The following is a 19,228-nucleotide window of genomic DNA, read 5'->3' as shown; positions in this document are numbered from 1 at the left end:
CCGGCTGGACACCACCAGCCCGGCCAGGTTGGCTTCGCCCGTCGACGCGGCGAGGGACCCAGAACCAACACCCCACATGGTCCTTCGGACCCCCTCGCCACATGGCCGGTCGCGCAGCCCCGTGCCAAAAACCAGGGCGCCGAGCCGCGGAAGCACGCGGCCCGGCGCCCTCTACCACCGACGTAAACGCCCCGAGGTCAGGCGTTCATGAACTCGTCGATGCGGAGTGGCCGGTTGGTGATGCGGACATCGCCGAGCCAGCCGTTGTGGATCTGGTTGATGCTGCCGTTGTACTCGTAGCCGCCGAGGAGCCAGGAGTGGTTCAGCGTTGTGATGCCGATGGCGGGGGTCGCGGGGTTGCGGCCTTCCTCGCAGCCGTCGACGTACATGCGGTTCACCTTGCCGTCGTTGACGATTGCGACGTGCCACCACTTGCCGAGCGGCAGTAGGTGGCTCCAGGCGGTCGAGGCGCCGGGCTGGTTCAGGGGGTAGACGTTCCACTGGAGTTCGGAGCCGCCGGACAGGCTCAGGGTGGCGATCGGCTCCTGGGGGTCCGTGTTGCCGCCGGACTTGCCGGCTTCGCTGGCGAGGCCCCAGCGGCTGAGTAGGCCGCTCCAGGCGCTCTGGGAGGAGTCCCAGTTCGGCGGGAGCTTGAAGAAGGCCTCGAAGGTGTAGCCGTGCTGGAAGGTTTCGGCGTTCAGCGGGGCGTTCGGGACCGTCTGTAGCCAGGCGCCCTGGACTGGGTGGCCCTGGCCGGCGAAGCGGAGGGAGCCGTGGCTCGGCTGGTCGGGGTGGAACTCGGTGGTGGACCAGCTCAGGGGTGTGCCCGTGGTGCCGGGGACGTTCTCCTTCAGCAGGTCGTTGCCCTTGCCGGACAGGTCGCGGATGATCTGCTTGTCACCGACTGCCGTGCCGTCGGCGCCGCCGCCGTCGAAGCGCCAGTAGGCCAGGGTGCCGTGGATCAGCATCTTGTTCGCCGGGCGCGCGGGGCGGGTTGGGACCGGCGCGAATGCGTTGAAGCGCTGGTCGAAGTCGACCGACATGGAGAAGCGGTCGACCGAGGAGGTCAGCTCGATCTCCTGGCCGGCCTGCTCGTTCACCTCGGTGGTGGGCAGGCTGCGGAAGAACGGGGAGAACGTCGAGACGTCGATCGTGTTGCGCCGCGTGTCGAAGCGGTACGTGCGGATCATCGCCGCGCCGCCGTAGTAGCGGTCCTGGTAGTTCGTGATGTGCACGTGTACGTCGTTGCCCGCGGTGTTGCTCAGCGTCGTGGACCCGGGCGGCCAGTAGTGGCCGTTGAGGGTCAGGAACACCTGGTCGTGGTTCTTGATCAGGCCGTCCCACAGCTGCTGGCCGTAGTCCGACAGGTACGCCGTGCCGGAGTCGTCGGCGTAGGCGATCTCGTGCGTGGTGACGATCACCGGCAGCGTCGGGTGGTCGGCGATCACCTGGTTGGCCCAGGCGAACCCGGCCGGCGAGAGCCGCCAGTCCAGGCCCAGCAGGAGCCAGTCGCGGCCGCCGCCGCGGAAGACGTGGAAGGTGTTGTAGCCGTCGGGGCTCGAGCCGCCGTAGGTCTTGGACTTCGCCGCGCGCGCCTTGGTGAACGTGCCCGAGTACGGCGTGGCGCCGCGCTGGTCGGTGCCGGAGACGTCGTGGTTGCCGGCGACGACGCTGTAGGCGACCTTCTTGCGGTCCAGCATCTCGAACACCGAGCCGGCGGCGGCGAACTCGCCGGCCTGGCCGTTCTGCGTGATGTCGCCGAGGTGCGCCATGAAGACGATGTTCGCGTCCTCATCGCCGCTGAGGATGTAGCGGAACGACGCCTCCATCGGCGCCGGGTGGATCCGGTCCTGGTCGAACATGTACTGCGTGTCCGGCATGACGACCAGGGTGAACACCGGGTTGTCGGGGTCCGGGTCCCAGCGGGCGCCCGGGGCGCTCGTGTCGATCTTGGTGATGTCGTAGACGCTCGAGCCGTCGTGCCGGGCGTCGGCGGACGCCAGAGCGGCGACACCGGCGGCGCCGGCCGCGTCGCCGGTCGCGGCCGAGGCGGACGCGGCCGGCCCGAACACGGTGGCGCCGGAGGCCAGCGCGGTCGCGCCGGCGCCCAGCAGTCCCGCGTTGCGCAGGAAGGACCGCCGGCCGGTCGCAGCCGGGCCGGCGGAGTCGAAGTCGGCGGTGCGGGGGCACTGACAGTGAGCGTCTTCGTGCTCGTGGTTCATAACGGCTCCGTGGGGTGAGGATTCCGCCGGTACCGTATGCGCCGCCCCGCATCCGGCGAGGATCCCTCGCACCAAGGCCGGTCGAACATCGGTGAAACGCGTTAGTTGCGCGGGGTCACAAAAGCGGCCGCACGCACTCCGCGAATGTGTAAGCCTCCTCCAAGTGCGGATACCCGGACAACACGAACTCCTCGATCCCCGCGTCCCGGTACTCCTGAATCCGTTCGGCCACTTCCTCGTGGCTCCCGACCAGCGCCGTCCCCGCGCCGCCGCGCACCAGTCCGATCCCGGCCCACAGGTTCGGCGCCACCAGCAGCCGCGAGCGGTCGCCGCCGTGCAGGGCCAGCATGCGGCGCTGGCCCTCCGACTCCAGTGCGCCCAGGCGCTGCTGGCCGGCGGCGACCGTCGCGTCGTCGAGTCCGGCGATGAGCTTGTCGGCGGCGCGCCACGCCTCCTCGGACGTGTCCCGGCTCAGGACGTGGATCCGCAGCCCGAAGCGGAGCTCCCGTCCGAGCTTCGCCGCGCGCTCACGCACCCGCTCCACCTTCTCGGCCACCTGCGCCACCGGCTCGCCCCACGTCAGGTACGTGTCCGCGTGCTTGGCAGCGACGTCCAGCGCCGGGTCCGACGAGCCGCCGAAGTAGACGCGCGGTGTCGGCACCGGTGGCTCGCGCAGGTGGCCGCCGCGGATCTCGTGGTAGCCGCCGAGGTAGTCGAACGGCTTGCCGGACCACGCCGAGCGCACGACGTCCAGGAACTCCTCGGCCCGCTCGTAGCGCTGGTCGTGGTCCAGCACGTCGCCGTACCCGCGCTGCTCCGCGTCGCTGCCGCCGGTGACGACGTTCAGCAGCAGCCGCCCCTCGGACAGCCGCTGGAACGTCGCCGCCATCTGCGCCGCCAGCACCGGGCTCACCAGCCCCGGCCGGAACGCCACCAGGAACCGCAGCCGCCGGGTCGCGGCGATCAATGCGGCGGTGACGATCCACGCGTCCTCACAGTGCGCCCCGGTCGGGGTGAGGACGCCGTCGAACCCGAGATCGTCGGCGGCCCGCGCGAGCTGTGTCAGATACGCCAAGGTCGCCGGACGCGTGCCGGCCGGAGCGGAGCCAGGAGCAGTGTCGGAACGGTCGGAGCCATCGGAGACCGGCAGCGGCCCCGAAGCGCCGCCGATCCCCGCGCCGTGCACGGACGAGCTCAGCTGCCGGGCATCGCCGCCGGTCGGCAGGAACCAGTGGAAACTCATAGCCGCGCGCCGCCGCTCAGGAGTTGCTGGCCGGCAGGCCGGGCGGGTTCACCAGCGACGTCGGCACCGCCTCGCTGCTGAGGTTCCACGCCGCCAGCCACTTGCCGTAGTCGCCGTTCTGAATCAGATAGTTGATGGCGTCGGCGATCGGCTTGGCCAGCCCGCTGTCCTTCTTCGTGGTCGCCGCGATCAGCCCCTGCAACGTCGCCCCGGCCCCCGAGTACTCGCCGGCGATCCGCACCGGGTTCGGCGTCTTCGCCTTCGCCGTCACGTCGTACGCGACCTCGGGGTTCGGCCCGAGGAAGATGTCGATCTTCCCCGACGCCAACGCCAGCGACACCCCGTTGGCGTCCGGGTAGTACTTGATGGACACGTCCTTGCCCTCGGAGCGCAGCTTGGTCTGCCACTCCAGCAGGATCTTCTCCTGGTTGGTCCCGGAGGAGACCGCGACCGTCTTGCCGGCCAGCGTGTGGTAGTCGCCGCCGAACGTCCACGTGCTCGACTTCAACGTCTCGAACCCGAGGTTGTCGTCGCGGTAGCTGGCGAAGTCGTACTTCTGCTTGCGCTGCTCGGTGTCGGTGATGTTGGAGAACCCGACCGCGTCCTTGCCGCTGTCGATCCCCACGAACATGTTGTCCCAGGTGGCGTTGTCCAGAGTCGGCTTGAGTCCGAGCACTGCGGCGACGAGCCGTCCCAGGTCCGGCTCGGAGCCGGTGAGGGTCTTCTGGTCGCTGCCGACGAACGCCAGCGGCGCCGATCCGGCCGGCAGCGCCCCGATGGCGATCTTGAGCGTCCCGCCGTCGCGGATCGCCGCCGGCAGCTCGGCACGGATCGAGTCCTGCTGCGCGACGGTCAGATCGGTCTCGGTGGCGGCGCCGTTGGACAACGCACCGACCTGGACGACCGTCGACCCGGCAGCGGCCGGCGCGCTCGGGGTCTTCGAGCCCGAAGCACTGCTGGAGCACGCGGACGCCAGCAGGGCCACAGTGAATATCGGCACGGCGAATCTCAGTGTCTTGCCAGTCATGGATATGTCTCCAATACAGAAAGCTGTTAAAGGACCTTGCTCAAAAACTCACGAGTCCGCGGGTGCCGGGGCCGGTCCAGCACTTCCTCCGGCGACCCCTCCTCGACGATCCGGCCGCCGTCCATGAACACGACCCGGTCCGCGGCCTCCCGCGCGAACCCGATCTCGTGCGTGACCACGATCAGCGTCGTCCCGGTCCCGGCCAGATCCTTCATCGCGGCCAGCACCTCGCCGACCAGCTCCGGGTCCAGCGCCGAGGTCGGCTCGTCGAACAGGACCACCCCGGGCCGCAGCGCCAGCGCCCGCGCGATCGCGACGCGCTGCTGCTGGCCGCCCGACAACTGCGACGGATAGGCATCGGCCTTCTCGGCCAGCCCCACCGACGCCAGCAGCTCCAGCGCCCGCTCCCGGGCCTCCGCCTTCGTCGCCCGGCCGGTCGCCACCGGGGCCGCGGCGACGTTCTCCACCGCCGTCAGATGCGGGAACAGGTTGAAACTCTGGAACACGAACCCGATGTCGGCCCGCTGAGCCAGGATCGCGCGCTCGCTGAGCTCCTTCAGCCGGGTCCCGTGCTGCCGCACCCCGATCAGGACGCCGTTCACCGACACGTGTCCGGCGTCCAGCTTCTCCAGGTGGTTGATGACCCGCAGCAGCGTCGACTTCCCCGCCCCGGAAGGGCCGATGATGACCGTGACGTGCCCCGGGCACACCGTCAGGTCGACGTCGTCGAGCACCTTGTGCGCGCCGAACGACTTGCTGGCTCCGCGGACCTCCACCGCGGCGGCGAGCGCGCTCATCGCTCCCCCGCCCGCAGCCGCCGCTCGATCCAGTACTGCGCCACCGACACCAGGCTGGTCAGGATCACGTACCAGGCCGTGGCCACCAGCAGCAGCGGCACTACGTCGCCGGGATACGTGCTGCTCATGGTCTGCACCTGCCCGAACAGATCCAGCAGCGAGACGTAGAACACCAGCGACGTGCCCTTGATCAGCCCGATCAGCTGGTTGACATACGCCGGCACGATCGCCCGCAGCGCCTGCGGCAGCACGATCCGCCGGAACTGGTACCAGCGCGGCAGCCCGAGCGCCGCGGCGGCCTCCCGCTGCCCGCGCCCCACCGACAGGATCCCGCCGCGCACCACCTCGGCGGCGTAGGCGGCCTCGTTCAGGCTCAGCCCGATCGTCGCCACCACGAGCTCGGTGGCCAGCTTGTTCTCGTCGAAGCGGAAGAAGCTCGGGCCGAACGGCACGCCCAGACTCAGGGTCTTGTAGAGGGCGCTGAAGTTGAACAGGATCAGCAGCACCACGATCAGCGGCACCGAGCGGAACAACCAGATGTAGACCCAGCTGATCGTCCGCAGCACCGGGTTGCGCGACAGCCGCGCCAGCGCCAGCACCACGCCGCAGAGCAGCCCGAGCACCGCCGACAACGCGGTGACCTCCAGCGTGACCCACAGGCCGCGCAGGATGACCGGCCGCGCGAACCAGTAGCCGAACCGGCCCCACTGGTAGAAGGGGTTGGTCGCCAGGCCGTGGACGAACTGCGCGGCCAGTACGAGCACTGCGATGGTGGCGATCCACCGGCCCGGGTGACGCAGCGGGATCACGCGCTGCGTGCTCAGTTCCAGGTGCGGTCTGTCGGCGATCCCGACGCCCTCAGCGGGCTCCGCGGAGATGCTCATCAGAAGCCCGGATCCGGGTTGATCTGCGAGGACTTCACCTCGGTGTCGGGGACTCCCCACTTGGCGAAGATCTTCGCGTAGCTGCCGTCGGCGATCAGCGCGTTCACCGCGTCGGACAGCGGCTTGGTCAGCGGCGAGCCCTTGGCCGTGACCACGCCGACCGGCGTGGTGCTGATCTGGCCGAGGAACTTCGTGTTCGGCACGTGCAGCGCGTCGTACTTCACGCTCAGCGTCGGGCCGAACAGCACGTCGATCTTCCCGTTGGCCAGGCCCAGGAAGATCGGGGCGCTGTCGGAGAAGTACTGCACCTGGTATGGCTTCTTGCCGGCCGCAGAGCACTGCGACGCACCGTTGGTGAGGATCTGCTGGAACGTCGAGCCGGGACTGGTCGCGACGGTGTAGCCGCACAGGTCAGCCAGCGTGCTGATCTTGTCCGCGGACACGCTCGACGCGCCGAGGAACGCCTGGCCGTCGGTGAGGTAGGTGGCGAAGTCGACGATCTTCTCGCGCGCCTTGGTGACGCCGAAGTTGCCCCAGCCGACGTCGAACTTGCCGTTCTGGGTGCCCGGGATGATGGTCTGGAACGTGCCGTACTGGGTGTCCCAGGTGACGCCGAGCTTCTTGGCGATGGCGTTGCGCAGGTCGACGTCCAGGCCGACCTCCTTGCCGGCGGCGTCCACGCCGTCGTGCGGCAGCCCGGACAGGCCGGTGGGCTGCGTGGTCCCCAGCAGCAGCGTGCCGCGAGAGGCGATGGACGCCGGCAGTTCGGCCTTCAGCGCGGGGTCGGTCTGCACGCCGGAGACCACGTCCTGGGTCGGGAGCGAGGCCGAAGTGCTGCCCTCGGCCGCGACCGGCCCGCCGGCGACCGGCTTGGAGGTCGAGCCGCAGGCCGTGGCGAGCAGGACAGTGGCTGCCGCCAAGGCGGCACCAGCGAAAACGGCAAGGGGCGATCGACGGCCTGGACGGCCGGGGGTCGGCACGGAAGTGGTCCCTTCGGGATGGAAGACGAGAGGTGAGTCAGAAAGCTGAGGAATGAATCAGAGAGCTGATGCCGCGGTGGGATGCCGGAGTGGATCAGAGGACTGCGGACAGGAAGGCCCGCGCGCGCTCGTTGCCCGGCCGGTCCAGCACGTCGGAGGGCGCGCCGGACTCGACGATCCGGCCGCCGTCCAGGAACACCGCCTGATCGGCGACCTCCCGGGCGAACCCGATCTCGTGGGTGACGATGATCATCGTCATGCCGCCGACCGCGAGGTCCCGGATCACGCCCAGCACCTCGCCGACCAGCTCGGGGTCCAGGGCCGAGGTCGGCTCGTCGAACAACAGCAGCCGGGGCTCCATCGCCAGCGCCCGCGCGATGGCCACGCGCTGCTGCTGGCCACCGGACAGCTCGCGCGGGTAGGCGCCCTCCCGGCCGGCCAGGCCGACCCGGGCCAGCAGGTCGCCCGCCTTCGCCGCCGCCTCGGACTTCGGCACGCCGCGCACCGCCACCGGCGCCTCGACGAGGTTTTCCAAGACCGTCAGGTGCGGGAACAGGTTGAACTGCTGGAAGACCATGCCGACCTGGGTGCGCTGCCGGGTGACCTCGCGCGCCGGGAGTTCGTGCAGCCGGCCGTCGCGGTACCGGTAGCCGACGACCTCGCCGGCCACCTCGACGAAGCCGGCGTCCGGCCGCTCCAGGTGGTTCACGCAGCGCAGCAGGGTCGACTTGCCCGAGCCCGAGGGGCCGAGCAGCACCGTCACCGAGCCCTCGGCGACGTCCAGGTCGACGCCGTCGAGCACGCGGTGCGCGCCGAAACTCTTCCGCAGGCCCCTGACCCGGACCAGGGGCCGCGCCCCGTCGGCGGTCACGACCCGCTCCCGGTGGCCCCGGTGGCCCCGGTGGCCAATCCGCCCCGGCCGAACAGCGGCAGGTTGCGGCGGAACAGCGTGCCGAAGCCGTCGCCGCGCCGGTTCGTCCCGCGTGCGTAGCGCCGTTCGACGAAGTACTGCCCGATCGACAGCACGGTGGTCAGGACGATGTACCACAGCGTCGCGACCAGCAGCAGCGGGATGATCTGGAAGTTCTCGTTGTAGATGAGCTGCGAGGAGTACAGCAGGTCCTGCACCGCGATGACGCTGACGATCGAGGTCGCCTTCAGCATCCCGATCAGCAGGTTCCCCGAGGCCGGCACGATCGCCGGCATCGCCTGCGGCAGCACGATCCTCCGGAAGATCCGGCCGCGGCCCAGGCCCAGCGCCTGCGCGGCCTCGACCTGGCCGGCCGGGACGGCCAGGATGCCGCCGCGGACGATCTCGGCGGAGAACGCGGCGACGTCCAGGCTCAGCGCGACGAACGCGGCCAGGATCCCGCCGAACAGGTGCGCGGTCTTGAAGGTGGCGAACTCCGGACCGAACGGGATCCCCAGCGACAGCCTGGGATACAGCGACGCGAGCTCGTACCAGAACAGCAGCTGGACCAGCATCGGCACCGAGCGGATGAGCCAGACGAAGCCGAACCCGAGGGACTTCAGGATGGGGTTCTTCGACAGCCGCGCGGCGGCCACCGCGGTGCCGAGGACGTAGCCGGTGACCAGGACCGCGGCGGTCAGCCAGATCGTGAGCTCCAGGCCGTGCAGGATGGAGTGCTCGAAGAAGTAGCCGCGGACCACGGGCCATTCGAAGCGCTTGTTGGTCACCAGCGTGTGGACCAGCATCGCGGCCAGGACCAGCAGCAGCGCGGCCGAGACCCACAGGCCGGGGCGGCGCGGCGCGACCAGGCGGGCCGCCAGCAGGTGTTCGTCGGCGGGAATCGGATCGTCGGCAGGAGCGGACAGGAGCGGTATTCGCTCCGTTACGTCAGTCATGGTGAGTGCCTTCGAGGCGGGTCGGGACGAGACAGGACGGCCGGTCAGCGGACCGGAGCGTCACCCGGACACAGCGCACTGTTGACACGCAGCAGGTCGACATGGCGCCGGATGACCCGGAGCTGGGAATACAAAGACTGCATACGGGCCACACCTCGCTTCGTCAAGACCATGCCTATCGAACTACTGGAGATTGGGTACGGTCATCAGCATGCCAACAAAGCCCACTGATCCGTCAGCCCCGTCTCACGTTCTGGACGATCCGGCCCGCGCCTCGCTGCTCGGCACGCACGCGCGCTTCGCCGAATCCGTCGGCGCCGTGCTGCGCTACCACCCGGACGTCTCGATCTTCGTCTCGCTGCCGCCGAACCCCGGCGAGCAGGACTGGCGCGACGCCGCCAAGCTGCTGGGCCCCGGCGGCGTGCTGCCCACCGGCGGCAACGAACCGGCGACGCCGCCGGGCTGGGAGCAGGTCATGCGGATCGCCGGCGTGCAGATGACCGGCGAGGACTTCTTCGGCGCGGCGGATCCGGACGTCGTCCGGCTCGGCGCCGAGGACGTGCCGGAGATGACCGCGCTGGTCGAGCACGCCAACCCCGGACCGTTCCGGCCGCGGACCGTCGAGCTGGGCACCTATCTGGGCCTGCGGCACGAGGGCCGGCTGATCGCGATGGCCGGCGAGCGCCTGCACCCGCCGGGCTGGACCGAGATCAGCGCGGTGTGCACGCACGCCGATTTCCGCGGCCGGGGGCTGGCCACGCGCCTGATCCACGCGGTGGCGCACGGGATCCGCGAACGCGGCGAGGTCCCGTTCCTGCACACCAGCGCCGAGAACCACACCGCGATCCGGCTGTACGAGCAGCTCGGATTCGTGCTGCGGCGGCGGGTGGTGTTCGGGGCTTACCAGGTGCCCGTCCAGTATGCGGACTGAGAACGACGATCTTCTTGACGAACGCAGGACGTGCTCTACTATCCCCAGTATCTCAATAGGGATTCCGACCAGAACAGCGAGGGAGGTGAAGGCGTTGCCCACCGCCACCGGCTATTACTCGCGGCGCCACATCGACCTGCAGCGCATCGCCAGCGCCCTGTGTCCCGCGCACCGGCGCGTCTGAACGAGCTCTTCCCAGCCTCACCTGCACCGGCCCGCGCCCCCGGCGCCCGCTGAGTCCTTAGTCTCCATCCCTCTCTCTTCACGTGCACCCCGCGCGTTCCGCACGGCCGCCGTCCCATTACGACGGCGGCCCGGCCACCGCCGCGCTCCGGTGCGCAGAAAGCGATTCCGCATGTCCCCCGATCCCTTGCTCCACCTGGCCGTCGCCCTGGACGGCGCGGGCTGGCACCCGGCCGCCTGGCGCGAGCCGGACGCCCGCCCCGACGAGCTGTTCCGCGGCCGCTACTGGACCGATCTGGTCGCCGAGGCCGAGGAAGGCCTGCTCGACTTCGTCACCATCGAGGACTCCTTCGGGCTGCAGAGCACCGACTTCAACGACGTCGACGACCGGGTCGACCAGGTCCGGGGCCGCCTGGACGCGGTGCTGACCGCGGCCCGGACGGCGCCGGCCACGTCGCACGTCGGGATCGTGCCGACCGTCGTGGCCACGCACTCCGAGCCGTTCCACCTGTCGAAGGCGATCGCCACGCTGGACTACGCCTCGACCGGCCGCGCGGGTCTGCGGATCCAGATATCGGCCAAGCCGTACGAGTTCGCGCTGTTCGGGCGCCGCACCACCGAGCCGGTCCGGCTGGCCGACATCGACACCGATGAGGTGCAGGCGCAGATAGCCGAGCGCTTCAGCGAGGCCGCGGATTACGTCGAGGTGCTGCGACGCCTGTGGGACAGCTGGGAGGACGACGCCGAGATCCGCGACGCCGCCACCGGCCGCTTCGTCGACCGGGACAAGCTGCACCACATCGACTTCGAGGGCGACTGGTTCGACGTGCGGGGCCCGTCGATCACCCCGCGTCCGCCGCAGGGCCAGCCGATCGTCACGGCCCTGGGGCACGCGACGATCCCCTACCAGCTCATCGCGCGCTCCGCCGACGTCGGCTTCGTCACCCCGCACGACCGGCCCGGCGCCGCCGCGATCGTCGCGGAGATCCGGCGCGAGCAGGAGTTCGCCGGCCGCGCGTCGGACACCCTGCACGTGTTCGGCGACCTCGTGGTCTTCCTCGACGAGAGCACCCAGGCCGCCGAGGAGCGCCAGGCGCGCCTGGACGAGCTGGCCGGCACGCCGTACACCAGCGACGCGCACATCTTCGCCGGGACCCCGTCGGAGCTCGCCGATCTGCTGGCCGACTGGCGGCACGCCGGGCTCACCGGCTACCGGCTGCGCCCGGCCGCGCTGCCGCACGACCTGACGCAAATCACCCGCGGTCTGGTGCCGGAACTCCAGGCCCGCGGCCTGTTCCGCACCGCGTATCAGGCCACGACCTTGCGCGGACATCTGGGCCTTGCGCGCCCGGCCAACCGCTACGCCGCCGCCTCCGGCCCCGCCCTCGCCGCGGTCTAGGTCTTCGCCAGAACCGGGGCGCCAGAGAACTCCTCGGAAGCAGAGAAAGAGCCCAAGCATGAGCAAGCCCGTGAAGCAGATCCATCTGGCCGCGCACTTCCCCGGCGTCAACAACACCACGGTGTGGAGCGACCCGGCCGCCGGCAGCCACATCGATTTCGCCTCGTTCAAGCACTTCGCGCAGACCGCCGAACGTGCCAAGTTCGACTTCTTCTTCCTGGCCGAGGGACTGCGGCTGCGCGAGCAGGGCGGGCAGATCTACGACCTGGACGTGGTCGGGCGCCCGGACACGTTCACGGTGCTCTCGGCGCTGGCCGCCGTCACCGACCGGATCGGCCTGACCGGGACCATCAACTCCACGTTCAACGAGCCGTACGAGGTGGCGCGGCAGTTCGCGTCGCTGGACCACCTGTCCGAGGGGCGCGCGGCGTGGAACGTCGTCACCTCGTGGGACGCCTTCACCGGCGAGAACTTCCGGCGCGGCGGCTACCTCGCCGAGCAGGACCGGTACGACCGGGCACAGACGTTCCTGCGCACGGCGTGGGAGCTGTTCGACTCCTGGGACGGCTACCGGATCGAGGCGGACAAGGAATCAGGGGTCTTCCTCTCCGACCCGAAGGCCGGCACCTTCGAGCACCGGGACCGGCACTTCGACATAGCCGGGCGGTTCAACGTGCCGACCTCGCCGCAGGAGCGGCCGGTCATCTTCCAGGCCGGCGACTCCGACGGCGGCCGGGAGTTCGCCGCGGCCGCCGCCGACGCCATCTTCGGGCGGCACAGCCAGCTGGAGCCGGGCAAGGCGTTCTACGCCGACGTCAAGGGCCGGCTGGCGAAGTACGGCCGGACGTACGAGGACCTGCTGATCCTGCCGGCCGCGACGTTCGTGCTCGGCGACACCGACGCCGAGGCCGCGGAGCTGGCGGTGGAGGTGCGGCGCGCGCAGGTCAGCGGGCAGACGGCGATCAAGTTCCTGGAGCAGCTGTGGAACCGGGACCTGAGCGCGTACGACCCGGACGGCCCCCTGCCGGAGATCGATCCCGATGTCAGCGGCGATTCGATCTCCAAGGGCCGGGCCGCGGACCGGATGTACCGGGACCGGATCGCCGCCGCACGCGAGTACCGGGAGGAGGCGGAGGCGAAGGGGCTGTCGATCAGGGAGCTGATGATCGAGAAGACCTCTCGGCAGTCGTTCATCGGGTCCGCCGAGACCGTCGCGACGCAGATCGACGAGCTGGTGCAGGCCGACGCGGCGGACGGGTTCATCCTGGTGCCGCACATCACGCCGGGCGGGTTCGACGTGTTCGCCGACACCGTGGTGCCGATCCTGCAGGAACGGGGGCGGTTCCGGACGGAGTACGAGGGGACGACGCTGCGGGAGCACCTGGGGTTGGCCAAGCCGCGGAAGACTCCGTCGGCGGCTGTGGGTTCTGCGGCGACGGAAGTTGTTGCGGCGGGAGCCGGGCGATGAAGTTCCTGACCATCTCGCTGATCGTGCACGCCCCGGATCCGACCACCGGCGTGCAGGCCTCGGCGAACGAGCGGTTCCGGCAGGTCGTGGACGCCGCGGTGCTCGCCGAGGAGCTGGGCTTCGACGGCTTCGGCGTCGGCGAGCGGCACGAGCGGCCGTTCATCTCCTCCTCGCCGACGGTCGTGCTGAGCCACATCGCGGCGAAGACCAGCCGGATCAAGCTCTTCACCGCGGTCACGACGCTGAGCCTGCTGGACCCGGTCCGCGCGTATGAGGACTACGCGACCCTCGACCACCTGTCGGGGGGCAGGCTGGAACTGATCATCGGCAAGGGGAACGGCTCGGCGCAACGCGAGTTGTTCCACGTCACCCCCGAAGACCAGTGGGAGCGCAACGCCGAGGCGTACGAACTGTTCCGGCGGATCTGGCGCCAGGACAAGGTGACGGCCACACCGAAGTTCCGGCCGGCACTCACCGACGCCGAGGTCTGGCCGCGGCCGTTCCAGCAGCCGATCCGGGTCTGGCACGGCAGCGCGACGTCGAAAGAGTCGGTCGACCTGGCCGCACGCTACGGCGACCCGCTGTTCTCGGCGAACGTGACGAACCCGATCGAGCCGTACGCCGAGCTGATCCGCTACTACCGCGAACGCTGGGCGTTCCACGGCCACGACCCGGCGAAGGCCGCGGTCGGCGCGGGAACCGCCGGCTTCTACGCGGCGGCGACGTCGCAGGAGGCGCTGCGCGGCTACGCGCCGGTGTTCGCCGGGCACCTGGCGATGGCCAAGCGGCTGGGGATCGAGCCGGTGTTCCCGACGCTGGAGGACTTCGTGACCCGCAGCTCGGCGCTGATCGGGAGCCCGCAGCAGATCCTGGAGAAGGTGCACCGGTACCACGAGCAGTTCGGGCACACGGTCATGCACCTGCAGGCCGAGCCCTCGGGCCTGAGCGCCGCCGAGCACCGGGCCTCGCTGGAGCGGTTCCAGGCGGAGATCGCGCCGGTGCTGCGGCGGGAGATTCCCGACCCGCCGTGGGACTGGGACGCCCGGCCGGATGCCGACACGGCTTCCGGCGCACCGGCCGCAGACCCGACCGCCGACGCCCACGCAGCTTTCGTCGCCGACGCCGCGCCGACGATCTCGGTCACCGGTCCCAGTGCCAATGCCGGTGCCAATGCCGGTGCCAGGGCTGGTGCCAGTGCCACACCGGCCGCCGCCAGCACGGTCACGGCCTCGACTACCGAGCCGGCCGCTGCTCGCGCCGCCGAGCCCGCCACAGCTCGCGCCGCCGATGCAGCCGCCGAGCCCGGCCAGCCGTCCTCCCTCTGGCCGCCGCACCTCGTCCCCTCCCCCCAAGGAGCCTGATCCCGATGTCCACCACTCCCCTCGGCGTCCTGGACCTGGTCCCGATCAGCTCCGGATCCACCGCCTCCGAGGCGCTGCGCAACAGCATCGACCTCGCCAAGCAGACCGAGAGCTTCGGCTACGCGCGCTACTGGTTCGCCGAGCACCACCTCAATCCCGGCGTGGCCGGCACGAGTCCGGCCGTGGTGCTGGCGCTCACCGCCGCCGCCACCTCGAGCATCCGGCTCGGGTCCGGTGCCGTGCTGCTCGGCCATCGCACTCCGCTGAACACCGTCGAGGAGTTCGGGCTGCTCGACGCCGCGTTCCCCGGCCGGTTCGACCTCGGGCTCGGCCGGTCCGGGGGCAGCCGGACGCCCGGGACGTCGCCGCAGCCCGCGCTCGTCGGCCCGGCGTCCGTCGTCGACGGCTACACCGCCAACGGGCTGCGGATCCCGGCGCGCTTCGACTTCACGCCGTTGCTGAAGTCGCCGCGCTTCGCGCTGCACAAGGTGCTGCTCCAGCAGCCGAACGCGCAGACCCCCGAGTACGTGGACCAGGTCGCCGACATCCTCGCGCTGCTGGCCGGGACCTATGTCGACGGCAGCGGGCAGGAGGCGCACGTCGTGCCCGGCGAGGGCGCCGAGCTGCAGATCTGGATCCTCGGCAGCAGCGGCGGGGCCAGCGCCGAGGTGGCCGGCGGCAACGGGCTGCGCTTCGCGACCAACTACCACGTGAGCCCGGCGACCGTGCTGGAGGCGGCTGAGGGCTACCGCGCCGCGTTCAAGCCGTCGGACGAGCTCGACCAGCCGCACCTCGCGGTCTCGGCCGACGTCGTCGTCGCCGAGACCGAGGCTCAGGCGCGGGAACTGGCCGCCGGCTACGGCCCGTGGGTGCGCAGCATCCGCACCGCCGAGGGCGCGATCCAGTTCCCGACGCCGCAGGAGGCGCGCGCGCTGCCCTGGAGCGAGGCCGACCGCGCGCTGGTCGCCGACCGGGTCCAGACCCAGTTCGTCGGCACCGCGGCGCAGGTCGCCGACCAGCTGGAGGTGCTGCGCGACGCGGTCGGCGCGGACGAGCTGATCGTCACCACCATCACCCACGACCACGCCGACCGCGTCGCCTCCTACCGGCTGCTGGCCGAGGAGTGGGCGAGACGGGAGAACTGATGACTGTCCAGGACCTCACAACAGCCGCTTCCCACCATCCCAAGGAACTGCGACGCGTCTACGGCGCGTTCCCGACCGGCGTGACCGCGATCGCCGCCCTCGTCGACGGCGTCCCGGTGGGCCTGGCCGCGAGCTCGTTCAACACGGTGTCGCTGGCGCCCGCGCTGGTCTCGGTCTGCGCCGACGTCCGCTCGACGACCTGGCCGCTGCTGCGCACGCTGCCGCGCCTGGGCATCAGCGTCCTGGGTGCGCACCAGGAGACGGCGGTCCGCCAACTGTCGTCGAGGAGCGGGGATCGCTTCGCTTCGCTGGACTACCGCACGAGCGCCGACGGCGCGGTGTTCGTCGAGGGCGCGAGCGCGTGGCTGGAGTGCGAGATCGACTCCGTGCACCCGGGCGGGGACCACGACATCATCCTGTTCCGGGTCCTCGACCTGGACGCCGACGGGACGGTGCCGCCTCTGGTCTTCCATGCCAGCAAGTTCCAGCGCCTGGCGACTGACGCGACAAGGCCATGACGCCGTGAGTCCGGGCGGCACTCCTCGGGGGGGGTGCCGCCCGGCTTCTTCACTCGGCGTCGTCAGCCGGCTTCCTCACTCCGCGTCGGCGACGATCGACCCGACCCGTTCGCCCAGGCCCGGATCGCGCCGAACCAGGATCAGCGCGTAGACCAGCGCCACCACCAACACCCCCAGCGCCAGGTACGGGAACCAGTTGTACGGCTCCGACTGCCCCGGCTTGGCCAGGTAGTACAGCGGCACGACGATCGCCGCGGCCCCGATCAGCGGCAGCACCGCGTGCTTGACGACGTGGAACTCCTCGGGCCGGTACCTGCGGTAGTAGAACGGCAGCGCGAGGTTCGAGGCCAGATACACCAGCAGGATCAGGATGGTGCCCATCGTCGAGGACTCGCCGAAGAAGTTCACCGGGTCCATCGTCCCCTTGCCGCCGATGATGTGCAGCAGGCCCCAGCCGCCGATGATCAGCATGCCCGCCGAGACGAAGACGACGATCGCGTTCAGCGGCGTGCGGCGCGCCGGGTGCACGCGGCCGAGGAAGGCCGGGAGCAGGCGCTCGCGGCCGGCGTTGAACAGCAGGCGGGTCTGGGAGTTGGTGCCGGAGATGAGCGAGCCGAGGGTGGAGGTCAGGCCCGCGATGTAGGCGAAGAAGGCCAGGATGCCGAGCGTGCCGTGGGCCACCTGGATGAACGGCACGTCGGAGGAGCCGACCTTGTCGACGTCGTAGCCGAAGCCGGTGACCGTGGCGTAGGCGAAGAGCACGTACCCGACCGACATGATGCCGATGGAGGAGAACACGGCCCGCCCGACGTTGCGGCGCGGATTGTCGGTCTCCTCGGCGAGCGCCGCGGAGTTCTCCCAGCCGACGAACATGTAGACCGCCAGCGGGAAGCCTTCGGCGAGCCCTGACATGCCGCCCTTGACGTGGCTCGGCTCGAAGGGCTTGAGCGACAGGTGCGCGCCGTGCTTGGCGATGGTCCACACCGACACCACGACCAGCACCAGCATCTCGACGGCGAAGAAGTACCCAGCGAGCTTGGTGGAGACCCCGACGCCCCGGATCATCAGCAGCACGGCGAGCGCGGTGAGGACGACCGTGAACAGGATCCACGGCACGTTCCAGTGGAAGTAGTAGTGCAGCGTGTTCTCCAGGAACCCGCCGGAGATGGCGATGACCGACGAGATCGCGATGATGTACCCGGCGGTGATGAGCAGAGCGGTGGTCACCGCGCTGGTCGGCCCGAACGTCTTGCCCACGAACGTGATGAACCCGCCGGCCGACGGATGCGCCCGGGAGAACTGCGCCAGCGTGTTGCCCAGCAGCGCGACGGTGATCCCGGCGACGACGATGGTGAGCGGCGAGGCCACGCCGGCCGTGGTGGCCAGCAGCCCGAACCCGAAGTAGAAGCTCATCGCCGGCCCGATGTTGGCCATGGTGGAACTGGCGATGTCGAGCAGGCCCAACGAGCCGCCGCGCAGGCGGTTGCCGCCCGGCTCGGGCTCGGCGGCCGACGGCGCGGGCGCGGTGGACGGGGGATCCATGGTGGACATGGCTGCTCCTCGACGGCTGGCGGATCAGGGGAATCAGAGCGGGGCCGCGTTCTTGCCGAGAAAATAGCTCACAGGGAACAGATAAACAAGGGGTAATGGGTCGCCGTGAGCAATTATCCGGCGGGGCGTGGGCCGGCTAAATGCCGACGAATCGCAACAGCGATGAAAACCGTCGCGAACAACGACAAACTCAGCGCAGCCACGGCCACAGCCAGCGCATGCCACGCCGTCAGCCCCTGCTGGAGCCCGTAGGCGTAAAGACCGCCGCCGATCATCGACCCCAGGCTCGCCCCCATCGACTCGGCGAGCACCAGGCCGGCCGCGAACGCGTCCGTGGTCGAGGTGTCCCGCACGCTCACCGCCGTCACCGGCAGGTTCGTGTAGATGAAGCCCATGCCCGAGCCGGACACCAGGAACGCGACCCACATCAGCGGCATCGCGGTGCCCGACGACAGGTGCGCGGCCAGCATCACCGGCAGGCCGGCCACCGGGACGGCGACCAGGAGCGCGCCGACCACTCCGGCCGAGCCGGTGCTCAGGTGCCAGCGCTCGTGGAACTTCGGCTGCAGGAAGGCCACCGTCGACCAGGCGACCGCGTCGAAGGTGAGCACCGCCGACGCCTGTCCGATCGACGCCCCGAATCCTCGTCGCGCGATGACCGTCGCCATGGCGTCCAGGCCCGCGTAGCCCGACGACAGCGTCAGCATCGCGAGAACGGCCAAGCGAGGACCGCGCTCCCCCTCCGGCAGCAGCTTCCGGGCCGCCACCGCGACCAGAATCAGCCCGCCGAGCGCCACGACCTGCCCGGCGGCGCTCTTCACGCTGGTGCCGCCGAGCAGCAGCACGCATCCGCCGACCAGCATCAGCACCCGCATGAACGGCGGCGTCCGCACATCGCGCACCTCCGCCTGTCCCATCGCCCCCGCACGCCGCACCACCAGCGCCCGCCCGACCACCACCAGCGGCAGGATCAGCGTCAGCGCCCACCGCCACCCCAGCAGGTCCGACACGGTCGAGGCGTACACCGGCCCGAGAAACGCCGGCAGCAGCCACATCGCCGAGATCAGCGAGTAGACGCGCTTGCGCAGCCGCTCCGGGATGGAATGCGCGACGGCGCTCACCCCGAACGTGGTCAGCACCCCGGACCCGAGACCCTGCAACAGGCGCGCGACGACGAAGAGCACAGCCGACCCGGACACCGCCGCCAGCGCCCCGCCGGCCACGAACACCACCGACGCCGCCCCGGCCGCCCGCATCCGCCCCAGCCGCGCCGTGATCCCGGGTGTCAGCGGTGCGGCGGCGATCATCGCCATGCCGTACGAGCCGAGCAGCCAGCCGTAGGAACGCTCGGCGTTCAGATCGTGCGCCACCAAGGGCATCACCACCGCCACCGCGAAGTACTGCATCGCCGTCGCGAACTCGAGCATGAGCAGCCCGACCACCAGCATGCCGGTGCCGCCCAGGAACAGCTCGCGCCACGAACCGGCGGAACGCACAGGGGCATCGGGGGGAGCGGGGGGAGCGGCGACCTCAGTGCTCATCAATCCTCAACCAGGCGAGTGCGACGACCGGAAGCGACAGCCGGCCGATGATCGTCAACGACGTGACACCACACTCGCAGCCCGCCACACCAAGCGGTATCCGGCTTTGGCC

Annotated in this window: 16 protein-coding genes and 1 pseudogene; 7 read left to right on the top strand and 10 right to left on the bottom strand. The window is 70.4% G+C overall.

Annotated features, from left to right (window positions below; translation table 11 throughout):
* Nucleotides 1–197: 197 nt before the first annotated feature.
* The 8 genes from ABH920_RS41715 to ABH920_RS41680 all read right to left on the bottom strand — a co-directional run bounded on the left by ABH920_RS41715 (nucleotide 198) and on the right by ABH920_RS41680 (nucleotide 9,019).
* Complete coding sequence (locus tag ABH920_RS41715; protein ID WP_370354845.1) at nucleotides 198–2,222, bottom strand: LamG-like jellyroll fold domain-containing protein; 2,025 nt, start codon at nucleotides 2,220–2,222, stop codon at nucleotides 198–200.
* Nucleotides 2,223–2,337: 115 nt separating this feature from the next.
* On the bottom strand, nucleotides 2,338–3,465 hold the full coding sequence (locus ABH920_RS41710) for an LLM class flavin-dependent oxidoreductase (protein ID WP_370354844.1): 1,128 nt from the start codon (nucleotides 3,463–3,465) through the stop codon (nucleotides 2,338–2,340).
* A gap of 16 nt (nucleotides 3,466–3,481) precedes the next feature.
* Entirely contained in the window at nucleotides 3,482–4,492 is a 1,011-nt protein-coding gene (locus ABH920_RS41705; protein WP_370354843.1) for a transporter substrate-binding domain-containing protein, read from the bottom strand.
* A 26-nt stretch (nucleotides 4,493–4,518) separates the two neighbouring features.
* On the bottom strand, nucleotides 4,519–5,289 hold the full coding sequence (locus tag ABH920_RS41700) for an amino acid ABC transporter ATP-binding protein (protein ID WP_370354842.1): 771 nt from the start codon (nucleotides 5,287–5,289) through the stop codon (nucleotides 4,519–4,521).
* Entirely contained in the window at nucleotides 5,286–6,173 is an 888-nt protein-coding gene (locus ABH920_RS41695; protein ID WP_370354841.1) for an amino acid ABC transporter permease, read from the bottom strand. Before ABH920_RS41695 ends, ABH920_RS41700 begins: the two co-directional genes overlap by 4 nt.
* Nucleotides 6,173–7,093: a transporter substrate-binding domain-containing protein gene (locus ABH920_RS41690; protein ID WP_370354840.1), complete on the bottom strand. Its 921-nt coding sequence runs from the start codon at nucleotides 7,091–7,093 to the stop codon at nucleotides 6,173–6,175. Before ABH920_RS41690 ends, ABH920_RS41695 begins: the two co-directional genes overlap by 1 nt.
* Nucleotides 7,094–7,247: 154 nt before the next feature.
* Complete coding sequence (locus ABH920_RS41685) at nucleotides 7,248–8,024, bottom strand: amino acid ABC transporter ATP-binding protein (protein ID WP_370354839.1); 777 nt, start codon at nucleotides 8,022–8,024, stop codon at nucleotides 7,248–7,250.
* A complete protein-coding gene (locus ABH920_RS41680; protein WP_370354838.1) occupies nucleotides 8,021–9,019 on the bottom strand; it encodes an amino acid ABC transporter permease in 999 nt (332 codons plus the stop codon). Before ABH920_RS41680 ends, ABH920_RS41685 begins: the two co-directional genes overlap by 4 nt.
* 211 nt (nucleotides 9,020–9,230) lie before the next feature.
* Between ABH920_RS41680 and ABH920_RS41675 the strand changes: the two genes are divergently transcribed.
* From ABH920_RS41675 to ABH920_RS41645, 7 genes and pseudogenes are all read left to right on the top strand, one after another.
* Nucleotides 9,231–9,950: a GNAT family N-acetyltransferase gene (locus tag ABH920_RS41675; protein ID WP_370354837.1), complete on the top strand. Its 720-nt coding sequence runs from the start codon at nucleotides 9,231–9,233 to the stop codon at nucleotides 9,948–9,950.
* The gene (locus tag ABH920_RS41670) at nucleotides 9,940–10,134 is read left to right on the top strand and encodes a putative leader peptide (protein ID WP_370354836.1); all 195 of its coding nucleotides are present in this window, start codon (nucleotides 9,940–9,942) and stop codon (nucleotides 10,132–10,134) included. Before ABH920_RS41675 ends, ABH920_RS41670 begins: the two co-directional genes overlap by 11 nt.
* Before the next feature lie 171 nt (nucleotides 10,135–10,305).
* Nucleotides 10,306–11,532, top strand: coding sequence for an LLM class flavin-dependent oxidoreductase (locus ABH920_RS41665; protein WP_370354835.1), 1,227 nt, complete (start codon nucleotides 10,306–10,308; stop codon nucleotides 11,530–11,532).
* Nucleotides 11,533–11,590: 58 nt separating this feature from the next.
* Nucleotides 11,591–13,000: an NtaA/DmoA family FMN-dependent monooxygenase gene (locus ABH920_RS41660; RefSeq protein ID WP_370354834.1), complete on the top strand. Its 1,410-nt coding sequence runs from the start codon at nucleotides 11,591–11,593 to the stop codon at nucleotides 12,998–13,000.
* Nucleotides 12,997–14,058, top strand: a pseudogene (locus tag ABH920_RS41655) (LLM class flavin-dependent oxidoreductase); the annotation flags it as partial. The gene ABH920_RS41660 and the pseudogene ABH920_RS41655, both read left to right, overlap by 4 nt.
* A gap of 308 nt (nucleotides 14,059–14,366) precedes the next feature.
* Nucleotides 14,367–15,506 (top strand): LLM class flavin-dependent oxidoreductase, encoded by a 1,140-nt coding sequence (locus ABH920_RS41650; protein WP_370354833.1) that lies wholly within the window; start codon nucleotides 14,367–14,369, stop codon nucleotides 15,504–15,506.
* Nucleotides 15,506–16,024 (top strand): flavin reductase family protein, encoded by a 519-nt coding sequence (locus ABH920_RS41645; RefSeq protein ID WP_370354832.1) that lies wholly within the window; start codon nucleotides 15,506–15,508, stop codon nucleotides 16,022–16,024. The genes ABH920_RS41650 and ABH920_RS41645 overlap by 1 nt, the downstream gene beginning before the upstream one ends.
* A 75-nt stretch (nucleotides 16,025–16,099) precedes the next feature.
* Here the strand turns inward: ABH920_RS41645 and ABH920_RS41640 are convergent, their stop codons facing one another.
* Together ABH920_RS41640 and ABH920_RS41635 are read right to left on the bottom strand one after the other, a co-directional pair.
* The gene (locus ABH920_RS41640) at nucleotides 16,100–17,566 is read right to left on the bottom strand and encodes an APC family permease (protein ID WP_370354855.1); all 1,467 of its coding nucleotides are present in this window, start codon (nucleotides 17,564–17,566) and stop codon (nucleotides 16,100–16,102) included.
* Between the two features lie 122 nt (nucleotides 17,567–17,688).
* The gene (locus tag ABH920_RS41635) at nucleotides 17,689–19,071 is read right to left on the bottom strand and encodes an MFS transporter (RefSeq protein ID WP_370354831.1); all 1,383 of its coding nucleotides are present in this window, start codon (nucleotides 19,069–19,071) and stop codon (nucleotides 17,689–17,691) included.
* Between the last annotated feature and the right edge of the window lie 157 nt (nucleotides 19,072–19,228).

The sequence above is a fragment of the Catenulispora sp. EB89 genome, from assembly GCF_041261445.1.
Classification (GTDB): Bacteria; Actinomycetota; Actinomycetes; order Streptomycetales; family Catenulisporaceae; genus Catenulispora.
The sequence above is the reverse complement of the archived record's forward strand: the minus strand, read 5'-3'. Positions and strand labels throughout refer to the sequence as shown.